This is a genomic window from Bradyrhizobium sp. CCBAU 11357 (genome assembly GCF_028128865.1).
Taxonomy (GTDB): Bacteria; Pseudomonadota; Alphaproteobacteria; order Rhizobiales; family Xanthobacteraceae; genus Bradyrhizobium.
On record NZ_LBJW01000085.1, the window covers coordinates 1 to 12,735 of the forward strand.

Consider the following 12,735-nt stretch of genomic DNA (forward strand, 5'->3'; position numbering starts at 1 on the left):
CGATTTCTCTCCAAATCGCAATGCCTTAGGATCACATGCGATTCCCCTGCCCTCCAGGGGAGGGTAAGAAAGAGCTCAATCCACTCCCGCCAGCTTCCCCTTCTCGCGCGTTGCCGCGACCACGTCCCGCACGAGATCGAATACGCCGTCGCCTTGCGGCGGTGCGTTCGGCGAGCGGCCCATGCGCACGATCACGAGCTGCTCCGACGGGATCACGATGGTGTACTGCCCGATCGTGCCCTTGGCGAAGAAGGCATCTCGCGGCCAGCCATGCTCCACGCGGAAGTTTGCGCCAAAACTGTCACCCTGGTTGGTCCAGAAGCCGGCGCCGATGCCGACCCAGGCATTCGGCGTGGCCGTCGCCGAATAGTTCACCCACCCTTCCGGCAAGATGCGTTTGCCGCCGGCGACGCCGTCATTGAGATAGAGCTGGCCGAAGCGCGCCCAATCGCGCGCGGAGGCGAGCATCTCGCTCGACCCTTCGATCGTGCCGGCGCCGTCGAGCTGGAGCACGACATGGCGCATGCCGAGCGGGGCGAACAATTCGCGGCGCGCAAAGCGCAGCGCGTCTTCCGGCGTGCCACCGGCCGCATCGCGGATCAGATGCGAGAGGATGAGGACGTTGCCGTCGTGATAATTCCACGCGGTGCCGGGCGCGGTCTGAAGCGGGATGGTCTCGGCATAGGCGGCCATGTCCTTCTCGGCGAATTTCATCCGGTTCACCGGCTCGAAGGCGGAGCCGAGCGAAGCCTGTAGCGAGCTGCCGAGCGCAAGGCCCGCGGTGTGACGCAGCAGCTGATCGACGGTGATGGCATGGCGGGGATCATCGGGATCTTTCCAGGCCGCGACCGGCGCGGGACCGTCGAGCTTCAGCTTGCCCTGGCGCACCAGCACGCCGATCAACGCCGAGATCACCGATTTCGTCATGGAGAAGCCGAGCAGCGGCGTCTCGGGGCCGATGCCGTCGGCGTAGCGCTCGGCGACGACGCGGCCGGCCTTCATCACCACGATGGCGCGGGTGCGGCGGTGAGGCGGCTGCGCGGGCTCGGCGAAGGCCCGGTCGAGCGCGGCGGCGAGCGAGGGGTTTTGCGGCGACACGATCGCGGGGCCGGCGATCTCGGGCAGCAAGGCGGGCCGTTTGTCGCCAGGCGGCGGCGCGACGGCGGCAATGCCAGTGCCGTGATCGAGCGTGCAGCCGAGGCCCTCGCGATAGACAGCACGGCTGCGGCCGAGGCCGAACAGCGTCACCGTGACATCCTTGCGGACGGAATCGACCCTGTACTCCATCGCCCAGCTGATCAGGCTCGCTCCGGGCATGGCGTCGGTGGTCTCGGCGAAGTTGCGGCTGGGATCGAGGCCGGAGACGAACGTCTCGGCGCACAGGATGTCGGCGACGAAGCCGGTGGCGACCTTCGGCACGTCGCGGGCCCGGGCCGCGCCGAGCGCGAGGCCGGCTGCGGCGATGGCGGTGGTGAGAAGGAGGATCTTGCGGCGGGTCACGGGCTTTCTCCGGCTGAGGCGCATGGCTGGAAGGAAGCCGGAGCAGCCGGAGGTGCGCTCGCCGGATTTGGAAAATGGCCTTGTTGAAACCGAACTGACCTCGCCGATTCCAGAATTTCGGTGTGATTAGAACGGCTTGGAAACTAGGCCGCACTTGTCTTCTGCCGCCGGTACTCCGTCGGCGTCACGCCTGTCACCGCTTTGAACGCCCGGTTGAACGGCCCCAGTGACTGGAAACCGGCGTCCATGGCGATGGTGATGACGGCGACCTCGGCCTGGGCGGGATCGGCGAGCGCGGCCTTGGCTTCCTCGATCCGATGGTTGTTCAGGAACACATTGAAGTTGCGATAGCCGAGCCGCTGGTTGATCAGCCGGCGAAGCCGGTATTCGGGAATCTTCAGCCGGCCCGCCAGCACGCCGATGGTGATGTTCTCCTGGCGATAGATCCGCTCGTCCGCCATCAGGCGCATCAGGGCATCGATGAGTTTCTGGTCGGAGTCCTCGGCCGCGGGCTGGACCAGCGCGATCGCCGGTGCAGGCTCTGGCGCAATCGGAAACAGATCGGCGCCATCGACGCGCATCATCGCACAGGTAATCACTGCTACGATGCAGGCGAGCACCCCTGTGTTGATCGTGTTGGCGACATCGCCCGCGCTGAAGGCAACGAGGATCTGGAGCACCGCATTCAACCCGCCATAGAGCGCGGCAGCGCAGACGATGAAGACGCGCACGCGGCGGCGACGCTCGACCAGATCGGCGGACCATGATCGGATCGTCTGCGCCACTGCGAGCACGATGAAACCGAGCACGATCAGGTTCACTACAGTCACGGAGAACCGCGCGTTGCCGCCGGGCGCGATCCAGAGACACCCGACGAAGCTGAAGGCGGTCACCGCAGCCCAGATCAAACCGTGCCACCAGCGCAGGCGAAAGGCGTCGTCGAACAGCGAGCGTGTGAACAGCCAGAATACGACGATATTGCCGGTCGACAGTGCAATCAGCGGCGCGTGCCAGATCGGAACGAGCGACGACACGCCGATGGAATAGCTCGCGGCATGCGCCGCCGAGCCGAGCGCGAAGGCCGCACCGAGCCGGGCTGCCAGCACATCGCGGAAATCGGAGACGAGCGATGCCGCCAGCACAAGCAGCAGCGCGACGCTGGCAGCGCGGAAGGCGAGCTCGGTTGTGGCAAGTGTCATCGGGTGATGCGACGGTGCGGTTGAAGGCAGCCGAACATCGTTCGTTGCGCTCGTTTTTTCAAGGACCATCCGCATGCAAGGATTAGCGTCGCCCACCGCTGTCATCGCCCGGCTTGACCGGGCGATCCAGTACTCCGAGGCGGTTGTGATTGAATCGATAGGCTGCGGCGTACTGGATGCCCCGGTCAAGCCGGGGCATGACGGCGGAGTATGTAGGCTATCGCACCTGTGACGTCGGGATCCGGCCTTTGTCGCGACGGCGATGCGAAATCCTGCTACCCTCGGCTCCAACAAAGCCAAAAGGAGTCCCCCCATGAGCTGGCAGCCCTCGAACGATCCCGTGCTCGGCGATCCCATGTCCTGCGATGCGCTCGATCTCGTCATCGTGCCGCGCACGCGCGATCTCGGTGATGGGTTCGCGGTGCGCCGCGCGTTGCCGCACGGCAAGCGGCAGATGGTCGGGCCCTTCATCTTCTTCGACCATTTCGGCCCGGTGCAGTTCGTCTCCGGCAAAGGCATGGACGTGCGGCCGCATCCGCATATCGGGCTTGCCACCGTCACCTATCTGTTCGACGGCGCGATCATGCATCGCGACAGCGAGGGCAACGTCCAGGAGATCGCGCCCGGCGCGATGAACCTGATGACGGCGGGGCGCGGCATCGCGCATTCCGAGCGCACGCCGGATGCGCAGCGCGCCTCGGGCCAGAAGATGCTCGGCCTGCAAAGCTGGATAGCGCTGCCGGCGGGCTCCGAAGAGATCGCGCCGTCGTTCCAGCACTACGCGGCGGGCGACCTGCCGATGATCTCCGAGCGCGATTTCACCGCGCGGGTGATCGCGGGCTCCGCCTTCGGCATCGCCTCGCCTGTTACGATGGTCTCGCCCTGGTTCTACACCGAGGTCACGGCGGTCGCGGGCGCGAGCGTGCCGCTCGACCCCGATCACGAGGAGCGCGCGATCTATGTGGTCGACGGCGAGGTCGAGATCGCGAACGAGCGCTATGAGGGGCCGCGCCTCCTGATCTTCCGGCCCGGCGACCGCATCACCGTGAAGGCGCTGAAGGCGACGCGGATGATGTTTCTCGGCGGCGATGCGCTGGAAGGCCCGCGCCACATCTGGTGGAATTTCGTCTCCTCCAGCAAGGAGCGGATCGAGCAGGCCAAGCAGGACTGGAAAACCGGCCGCTTCGCGGCAGTTCCGCAGGAACATGAGTTCATTCCGCTGCCGGAATAGGCTAATCCGGTCTCCGGCCGCGCCATCAGATGCGGCCGGATGTCCTGTGTGAAGGCTTTGCCGATGACCACCATGCTCTCCAGCGACCTGCCTCTATCCAAGATCGGACGCGGCAAGGTGCGCGATATCTACGCCGTCGACGACGACCGCCTGCTGCTCGTCACCACCGACCGCATCAGCGCCTTCGACGTGGTGATGGGCGAGACCATCCCGATGAAGGGCGCGGTGCTGACGCAGATCAGCGCGTTCTGGTTCAATGAGCTCGAAGGCGTGGTGCCGCATCACATGATCAGCGCCGACACCGACGAGATCGTCGCGGCTGTGCCGTCGTTGCAGCCGCACCGCGCCGAGATTCTCGGCCGCGCCATGCTGTGCAAGCGGACCACCGTGTTTCCGATCGAATGCGTGATCCGCGGCTACCTCTCGGGCTCCGCCTGGAAGGAATACGCCGCCAGCGGCACGCTCGCCGGCGAAAAGCTGAAGGCCGGCCTCGTCGAGAGCGAGAAGCTGGAGCCTGCGATCTTCAGCCCGGCGACCAAGGCCGAGAGCGGCCATGACGAGAACATCACCATCGCGAAGATGCGCGCGGTGGTCGGCGACGAGGTCGCCTACACGCTGGAGAGCATGACGCGGGCGATCTACACGCTCGGCGAGGAGCTCGCCCGCGAGCAGGGCATCATCATCGCCGACACCAAGTTCGAGTTCGGCCGCGACAAGGACGGCCGCATCATCCTGATCGACGAGGTGATGACGCCGGATTCTTCGCGCTTCTGGGCAGTGGACGCCTACAAGCCGGGTCAGCCGCAGGCGAGCTTCGACAAGCAACCGCTGCGCGACTATCTCGACGTCGAGCGCCGCGCCGGCCGCTGGAACGGCGACGCCCCGCCGCCGCCGCTGCCGGCCAGCGTGGTGGACGCGACCAGCAAGCGATATCTGGAAGCGTATCGGCGCGTGACCGGAGCGGAGCTGAGGATTTAGGCGCGGTTTACTGACGGATGCATGTCTGGATTGTCGCGCTTCGCGGCAGGACAACAGCAAAGTATGGACACGCCTTTGACGCTTTGCGCCGACCCAAGGGCTCTGGGGCTGCGATCTCGCCTGCATTGATCCAGATCAAGCCGGGAGCCAACGATTAGAGAAAGCTGATCACCTCGGCTTGATACAACAAACGAGGGAGATCGCCATGACCCTGATAGGCACGAAGCGAACGTTACTTTTTGCAGCCGTCCTGGGCTGCGGAATTTTCGGCTCGACCAACTGGTCAAACGACACCGGCATCGCGTTCGGCGTTCCAAGCGCTGAAGCCAGGGTCGGCCGGCCGGCAACCCCCGCGAGCGTTGCCGGCGTCGCACGTCGAACCACGCGACGCGCGGTCGTGGGGGGAGCTGCGGTGGGTGCGGCAGCTGCCGGCGCAGCATGCGTGCGTGTCTATGTGAACGGCGCCTACGTCTGCCGCTGATGACATTCGCGCCGGCGAATGCAATTCGCCGGTCCGGGCTACGATGTCAGCTTCGTCATTGCGAGGAGCTCGCGACAAAATTGCGTAGCAATTTTGCGCTGATGCGACGAAGCAATCCAGACTGCCCTGTGGAAAGACTCTGGATTGCTTCGCGGAGCCTGTCATCGGGCCGCGCTTCGCGCGGACCCGGTGGCTCGCAATGACGAGATAATGGTGGCCTACACCCCCGCCATCATCACGTATTTGATCTCGACATATTCTTCCATGCCGTGACGCGAGCCTTCGCGGCCCAAACCGCTTTCCTTGACGCCGCCGAAGGGCGCGACCTCGGTGGTGATCAGGCCGGTGTTGACGCCGACCATGCCTGATTCAAGCGCTTCGGCGACGCGCCAGACGCGGCCGAGATCGCGGGAATAGAAGTACGAGGCGAGGCCGAACGGCGAGGCGTTGCACATCGCGATGACGTCCGCCTCGTCCTTGAAGCGGATCACGGGTGCGAGCGGGCCGAAGGTCTCCTCCTGCGACACCAGCGAGTCCGGCTTGACGTCGGCCAGCACTGTCGGTTCGAAGAACGAGCGGCCGAGCTCGCTGCGCTTGCCGCCGGTGACGACCTTGGCGCCGCGCTTGACGGCGTCGGCAATGTGGCGCTCGACCTTGTCGACCGCCTTCATGTTGATCAGCGGACCCTGCGTGACACCGCTCTCGGTGCCGTCGCCGATCTTCATCGCGGCGACCTTCTTCGACAGCTTCTGCACGAATTCGTCGTAGATCTTGTCCTGGGCGTAGATGCGATTGGCACAGACGCAGGTCTGGCCCATGTTGCGATATTTCGAGACGATCGCGCCTTCGACCGCCGCATCGATGTCGGCATCGTCGAACACGATGAAGGGCGCGTTGCCGCCGAGCTCGAGGCCGAGCCGCTTCACGCCGACGGACGCCTGCTGATAGAGGATCTTGCCGACCGCGGTCGAGCCGGTGAAGCCGACGAAGCGCACCGCCGGATGTTCGCACAGCACCTTGCCGATCGGCGGCGCGTCACCCGTGATGATGTTGAGCACGCCCTTGGGGATGCCGGCCTTCTCGGCGAGCACGGCCAGCGCCAGCGCCGACAGCGGCGTCTCGTTGGCAGGCTTGAGCACCACCGTGCAGCCGGCTGCCAGCGCCGGAGACACTTTGCGCGTGATCATCGAGTTCGGGAAATTCCACGGCGTGATCGCGCCGCAGACGCCGATCGGCTGCTTGATGGCGAGCAGGCGCGCATCGGACCGCTGGCTCGGAATGGTCTCGCCATAGACGCGGCGGGCTTCTTCCGCGAAGAACTCGATATAGGCTGCGCCGATATCGACCTCGCCGAGCGCCTCCGAAAGCGGCTTGCCCTGCTCGGAGGTAAGGATCAGCGCGAGGTCCTCGCGATTGGCTGTGATCAGCTCGAACCATTTGCGCAGGATATTCGAGCGCTGCTTGGCCGTGTGCTTGGCCCAGGCCGGAAAGGCGCGCTGTGCGGCTTCGACCGCCCGGGTGGTGTCGTCAGCACCAAGCTGCGGCACCTTTGCCAGCTCGACGCCCGTGGCGGGATTGTTGACGGCGAAGACCGGCGTACCGACCCAGGCGCCGTCGATGTAGCAGGCCTCCTTCAGCAGCGAGGGGTCCTTCAACCGGTCGCGCAGGGTGGCGGTGGCTTGCGGGGCGCGTGCGGCGGCGGTCGGTGTCATGGCGTACTCCCTTGGCGATCGGACTTGGGGCGATCGGATCGGCCCGGAATATAGGAGCAAGCGATGCGCAATGCACCGCCCCGCAACGCACATCTGCTGGGAGTAAGCCGGGAGCCTCGGGTCGCTCACCTCTCCCAACGGCGAGAGGTTGGCGTCGCGATCGAGGAAACGGTCAGGCCGCGCCGCTCATATAGGTCTCGCGGCGACCGATCATGCGCTCGGCTGCGGCCTTGGCGTCCGCCTTCGTCGAGGTCGCGCAGGTCCGGTATTCGAGATCGGGAACGTGGGAGGTGTCGCGACGGCCGAACCACGACTTCGAGCCGACCGGCAGCAGCGCCAGCGCCTGCGCCAGATTGTCGACGGCACCGAAAGAATAGAGCGCGCCGGTGCCGGCAATGCGGACCTCGTAAATCCCGGGCGAAATCGGCGCCTCCAGGTTCTCGCCCCGTCCGGCACGGGGATAGCGTTTCCATTCGCTCCAGGTCGAAATCATTTGAGGTCCCCCACGCCGCCTATCCACGGCCGGCAACATTCGCATCAAGTCTTGATCGGCCCATGAACCGGGCCGGGTGCTGAACGCGGCAGCTCACGAAATGTTTCAAGCATCCGAAAACCAGACGAACTATATCGCCTCGAGCCCTTCCGATGTGAGGCGACGTCCGGCAATCCACCGCAGATTGTGAGAGAGCACCGCCGTTTAGTCCCGTTGTCGTCGTGCCTGGGACCAAGGCCGTCAAGTCACGACATCGCGACCGACGCAGACATCCGGACGCGCTCGCTGCACGGGAAGGCAATCGATTACTTCAAACAATAATCAAACCCGAGGAACGCCATGCAGACAGCAGGGTCCAAGGCGCGCATCTGCATCACCAACGTCATTGCGAGCCACCGGGTCCGCGCGAAGCGCGGCCCGATGACAGGCTCCGCGAAGCAATCCAGTCTGCCGCCATGGAGAGACTCTGGATTGCTTCGTCGCTGCGCTCCTCGCAATGACGGGGAGAGAGCCTTGCCCTACCCCGTCAGTCCGCGCTGGTCGGCGAGTTCCTTCAGCGACACCAGCGGGCGGGCGCCGATGTGCTGGATGACTTCGGCGGCGGCGAGCGCGCCGAGCTCGCCGCACTGCTTGTAGCCGAAGTTGCGCGCGAGGCCGTAGAGGAAGCCGGCGGCGAAGAGGTCGCCGGCGCCGGTGGTGTCAACCACCTTCTCGACCGGGAAGGCCGGCGCTGCGACCGCGTCTTCCGATGACACCACCATGCAGCCCTTCTCGCTGCGGGTGACTACGCCGAGATTGACGTCATTGCGCAGCTGCTTCAGCGCGGTGTCGAAGTCCGAGGTCATGTAGAGCGAGTGCAGCTCGGACTCGTTGGCGAACACGATGTCGACGGTGCCGCCCCGCATCAGCGAGAGAAACTCGTCGCGATAGCGATCGACGCAGAAGGAATCCGACAGCGTCAGCGCCACCTTTCGCTTGGCGTCGTGGGCGATCTTGGCCGCCTTGACGAAGGCCTCCTTGGCGTTCTTGGGGTCCCAGAGATAGCCCTCGAGATAGACGATGCCGGCAGCAGCGATCTCGGCCGGATCGATGTCGGCGGGCGACAGGTCCTGCGCCGCGCCGAGATAGGTGTTCATGGTGCGCTCGCCATCGCCGGTGACCAGGATGTAGGAGCAGCCGGTGGCGGGGCCGTCCTTGGCGGCGGGCGTGTTGAAGGCGACGCCGGCTGAGCGGATGTCGTGAACGTAGAGCTTGCCGATCTGGTCGTCCTTGACCTTGCCGACATAGGCGGCGCGTGCCCCCAGGCTGCCGATGCCGACGATGGTGTTGGCGGCAGATCCCCCCGAGACCTCGGTCGCCGGACCCATGTCCTTGTAGATGGCCGCCGCCCGCGCCTCGTCGATCAGCGACATGCTGCCCTTGGTCATGCCATGCTTGGCCAGAAAGGCCTCGTCGGTCCGAACCAGCACGTCGAACAGCGCGTTGCCGATGCCGAGAACGTCATATTTCACGTCAGCCATTCACTTTGATCCTGTTTGCCGGATTGCGGACCTTACGGAAATCCGCTTCCTGTCGGCCTGAAATCCAAGCTCGCGGCCTATCACGACCGGGCCTTGGCGGGCAAGCAACGGTATTTTCGAGAGCATGATCCGCTCCTTCCTGACCGTCTCGACGGGAACGCTGGCCTCGCGCCTGCTGGGTTTTGCCCGCGATTCCCTGATTGCGGCGCTGCTCGGCACCGGCGCCGTGGCGGACGCGTTCCTGGCGGCGTTCCAGCTCGTCAACGTGGTGCGGCGGCTGCTCAGCGAGGGCGCGCTGAACGCGGCGCTGATCCCGGCCTGGCTGCGGGTGCGGGACCGCGACGGGGTGGCGGAAGCCGCGGCGTTCGCCGGGCGCGTGCTCGGCACGGTCAGCGCGGCGCTGATCGCGATCTCGCTCCTGATCGCATTGTTGATGCCGTTGATCATGACGGTCATCGCGCCGGGATTCCTCGACAGCGGCACGCTCGATCTCGCGGTTCAGAACGCGCGGCTGATGCTGCCTTATCTCGCCTTCGCGGGTCCCGTCACCGTGCTGATGGGCCTGCTCAACGCGCAGGGACGCTTCGCGCTCACGGCATTCGCGCCGCTGCTGTTCAACATCGCGCTGATCGCCGCGATCGCGATGCTGCTCGTCTGGCGGGCGGAGGCCGGCTTCGCGGCGTGGATCCTGGCGGCGACCGTTGGTCTCGCCGGCCTGCTGCAATTGCTGATGCTGCTGTCGCAGCGAAGCGCGCGCCTCGCGACACCGCTGCGCGCCAGTTTCGACAAGCAGATGCGCGGCTTCTTTGCCAAGGCGATCCCCGGCATGATCGCAAGCTCGGGGCCGCAATGGCTGATGGTGGCCGGTGCGATCATCGCGTCCGCGACGCCGTCCGCGGTGTCGTGGCTCTATTTCGCCAACCGCTTGATCGAGCTGCCGCTCGGCATCGTCGGCGTCGCCATGGGCACCGTGCTGGTGCCGGAGCTGACGCGCGCGGTCGCTAGCTCCGATCGCACCGCGGTGGCGCACGCCGAATCCCGCGCGCTGGAGCTTGCGACCGGGCTGGCGCTGCCGGCGACTCTCGGCCTGATCGTGCTCGCCGAGCCGATCGTCCGGCTGTTATTCGAGCATGGCGCGTTCGGTGCGGAGGACAGCACGGCCACCGCGCGCGCGCTGATGTGGCTGGCGCTGGGCTTGCCGGCCCATGTGCTGATCAAGGCGCTGTCGCCGGCGTTCTATGCCCGCAGCGACACGATGACGCCGCTCATGGCCACCGCCAAAGGCTTTGTGGTCGCGGTCGCGCTCGCCGTCTTGCTCGGCCATTTTTACAGCGCGAGCGGGATCGCGGCGAGCATCGCGGCGGGCGCCTGGAGCAGCGCGCTCTCGCTGCTCCGAAAGGGCACGCGCGAGTTCGGCTTCTCGATGGACGATGCCGCGCGAAAACGGTTGCCGCGGATCGTGCTCGCCGCGGCCGCGATGGGCGCCCTGCTCTGGCTGTCCGCGGATCTGATGCCTGCGGAGGCGCATGGCCTGATCCGCTTCCTCGTGCTGGGTGTGCAGATCGCGGCCGGGATCGCCGTCTACGGCCTGCTGCTGCAGATCCTCGGTGCCGCCTCCTGGCGCCAGGCCGTTAACGCGCTGAAACGACCCGGCTGACCCACGGCCCGCGCGAAAGACCCTTGACGGGGCAGCGCCGCTGTTGGAAACGACGGCCGAATACCTATGGGAAGGCTGACCATGCCATTCGTTGAACGGGTCTTTTCGGGCGTCCAGCCGACGGGCAATCTGCACCTCGGCAATTACCTCGGCGCCATCGTCAACTTCGTGAAGATGCAGGAAACCCACAATTGCATCTATTGCGTCGTCGACATGCACGCGATCACGCAAGGGGTGGACGTCTGGGGCGGACCGGTCGAACTCGCGCGCAACACCCGCGAGGTGACCGCGGCGTTCATCGCGGCCGGCATCGATCCCAAGAAGCACATCGTGTTCAACCAGAGCCAGGTCTCGGGCCATGCCGAGCTCGCCTGGATCTTCAACTGCGTCGCGCGCATGGGCTGGCTCGGCCGCATGACCCAGTTCAAGGAGAAGGCCGGCAAGGACCGCGAGAACGCCTCCGTGGGCCTGTTCGACTATCCCGTGCTGATGGCCGCCGACATCCTGCTCTACCGCGCCACCCACGTTCCCGTGGGCGAGGACCAGAAGCAGCATCTCGAGCTCTCCCGCGACATCGCGCAGAAGTTCAACAACGACTTTGGTGACTCCATCCGCGCGCAGGGCACCAATGACGGCCTGTTCTTCCCGCTGCCGGAACCCTTGATCACGGGTCCGGCGACGCGCGTGATGAGCCTGCGCGACGGCACCAAGAAGATGTCGAAGTCGGATGCCTCCGACAATTCGCGTATCAATCTCACCGACGATGCCGACACCATCGCGCAGAAGATCCGAAAGGCGAAGACCGATCCGGAGCCGCTGCCGACGGAAGAAAAGGGCCTGGAAGCGCGGCCCGAGGCCGACAATCTCGTCGGCATCTTCGCCGCGCTCGCCGGCCGGTCGAAGGCGGACGTGCTGCGTGAATTCGGCAACGGCCAGTTCTCCAGCTTCAAGAACGCGCTGGCGGAGCTGTGCGTGACAAAACTCGCGCCGATCGCCGGCGAGATGAAGCGCCTCGTCGCCGATCCCGGCCATATCGACGCGATCCTGAACGAGGGATCCGACGGGGCGCGCGCGATCGCCGACGAGACGATGAAGCTCTCCAAGGACATCGTCGGCTTCATCCGCCGGCGCTAGAGATGGTCGGCGCTCCGAGCGCCGACCGCTTCTCCTCTCCCCAATTTTGCGGGAGTGTGGCAGCATGCTCCCCGTGCACAATCCGGGACATGCATGACCAGCAAGCGACTTTGCTACGAGCCGGGTCACAAGCCCAAATGCCTCGTCATCGTCGACGACAGCGCCGAATGGGATCGCGCCGTCTATTACGCCAGCCGCTGGGCGATCCGCGCCGGCGGCGGCGTGGTGATGCTGCGCATCATCGAGCCGGAACAGCAGAGCCAGGAATGGCTCGGAGTGGCCGACATCATGCGCGCCGAGGCGCAGGAAGCCGCCGAAGCCGCGCTCGACCGCGCCGCCGGGCGCGCCAACGGCATTGCCGCCATCACGCCGGAACGGGTGATCCGCGAAGGCGAAGCGCTGGAGCAGCTGCTCGCTGTCATCGACGAGGACCCCGATATCGCCATGCTGGTGCTCGCCGCCAATCCCGGCGCGGAAGGGCCCGGGCCCCTGGTTTCGCTGCTCGCCCAGGCGCTCGGCACGTTCCCGGTGCCGGTGACGGTCATCTCCGGCGCCCTCAGCGACCAAAGCGTGGATTCGCTGTCGTAGCGACGGTGCCTCTTAACCCTCCCCTGGAGGGGGAGGGTCGATCGCGCGCAGCGCGAGCGGGGTGGGGTGATCTCTCCACACGGGCACTGTCGGGTGAGGAGAGACCGTCACCCCACCCCGTCTCATGCCTCGCTTCGCTCGACATGAGCCGACCCTCCCCCTCCAGGGGAGGGTAAGTAAGAACGTCCCTAACCCGCTGATTTAACAACAGAACGCTATCCGAAGCCCTTGACCGTGCGTTC

At 65.8% G+C, this 12,735-nt stretch carries 11 protein-coding genes; 6 read left to right on the forward strand and 5 right to left on the reverse strand.

Annotation, left to right across the window (positions count from 1 at the left end; all coding sequences use genetic code 11):
* Positions 1–75: 75 nt before the first annotated feature.
* Positions 76–1,500 (reverse strand): serine hydrolase domain-containing protein, encoded by a 1,425-nt coding sequence (locus XI05_RS11140; RefSeq protein WP_333939845.1) that lies wholly within the window; start codon positions 1,498–1,500, stop codon positions 76–78.
* A gap of 143 nt (positions 1,501–1,643) precedes the next feature.
* On the reverse strand, positions 1,644–2,699 hold the full coding sequence (locus XI05_RS11145) for a helix-turn-helix domain-containing protein (protein ID WP_271501427.1): 1,056 nt from the start codon (positions 2,697–2,699) through the stop codon (positions 1,644–1,646).
* Between the two features lie 313 nt (positions 2,700–3,012).
* Here XI05_RS11145 and XI05_RS11150 point away from each other — a divergent pair, with 313 nt between their 5' ends.
* The 3 genes from XI05_RS11150 to XI05_RS11160 all read left to right on the forward strand — a co-directional run bounded on the left by XI05_RS11150 (position 3,013) and on the right by XI05_RS11160 (position 5,389).
* The gene (locus tag XI05_RS11150) at positions 3,013–3,930 is read left to right on the forward strand and encodes a pirin family protein (protein ID WP_271501429.1); all 918 of its coding nucleotides are present in this window, start codon (positions 3,013–3,015) and stop codon (positions 3,928–3,930) included.
* A gap of 63 nt (positions 3,931–3,993) precedes the next feature.
* Entirely contained in the window at positions 3,994–4,908 is a 915-nt protein-coding gene (locus XI05_RS11155; protein WP_271501432.1) for a phosphoribosylaminoimidazolesuccinocarboxamide synthase, read from the forward strand.
* Positions 4,909–5,113: 205 nt separating this feature from the next.
* Positions 5,114–5,389 carry a hypothetical protein gene (locus tag XI05_RS11160; RefSeq protein WP_271501435.1) on the forward strand — a complete coding sequence of 92 codons (276 nt, stop codon included), beginning with the start codon at positions 5,114–5,116 and terminating at the stop codon, positions 5,387–5,389.
* A 218-nt stretch (positions 5,390–5,607) separates the two neighbouring features.
* On the opposite strand, the gene XI05_RS11165 is transcribed toward XI05_RS11160, so the two are convergent.
* The 3 genes from XI05_RS11165 to XI05_RS11175 form a co-directional block, all read right to left on the reverse strand.
* A complete protein-coding gene (locus tag XI05_RS11165; protein ID WP_271501438.1) occupies positions 5,608–7,101 on the reverse strand; it encodes an NAD-dependent succinate-semialdehyde dehydrogenase in 1,494 nt (497 codons plus the stop codon).
* A gap of 172 nt (positions 7,102–7,273) precedes the next feature.
* Positions 7,274–7,594 (reverse strand): hypothetical protein, encoded by a 321-nt coding sequence (locus XI05_RS11170; protein ID WP_100236193.1) that lies wholly within the window; start codon positions 7,592–7,594, stop codon positions 7,274–7,276.
* 518 nt (positions 7,595–8,112) lie between these two features.
* On the reverse strand, positions 8,113–9,114 hold the full coding sequence (locus XI05_RS11175) for an adenosine kinase (RefSeq protein ID WP_271501441.1): 1,002 nt from the start codon (positions 9,112–9,114) through the stop codon (positions 8,113–8,115).
* A gap of 124 nt (positions 9,115–9,238) precedes the next feature.
* Between XI05_RS11175 and murJ the strand changes: the two genes are divergently transcribed.
* From murJ to XI05_RS11190, 3 genes are all read left to right on the forward strand, one after another.
* On the forward strand, positions 9,239–10,771 hold the full coding sequence (gene murJ, locus XI05_RS11180) for a murein biosynthesis integral membrane protein MurJ (protein WP_271501444.1): 1,533 nt from the start codon (positions 9,239–9,241) through the stop codon (positions 10,769–10,771).
* Positions 10,772–10,852: 81 nt separating this feature from the next.
* Positions 10,853–11,905, forward strand: a complete 1,053-nt coding sequence (gene trpS, locus XI05_RS11185; protein WP_271501447.1) for a tryptophan--tRNA ligase — start codon at positions 10,853–10,855, stop codon at positions 11,903–11,905.
* 93 nt (positions 11,906–11,998) lie between these two features.
* A complete protein-coding gene (locus XI05_RS11190; RefSeq protein WP_271501450.1) occupies positions 11,999–12,493 on the forward strand; it encodes a universal stress protein in 495 nt (164 codons plus the stop codon).
* Positions 12,494–12,735 lie beyond the last annotated feature (242 nt).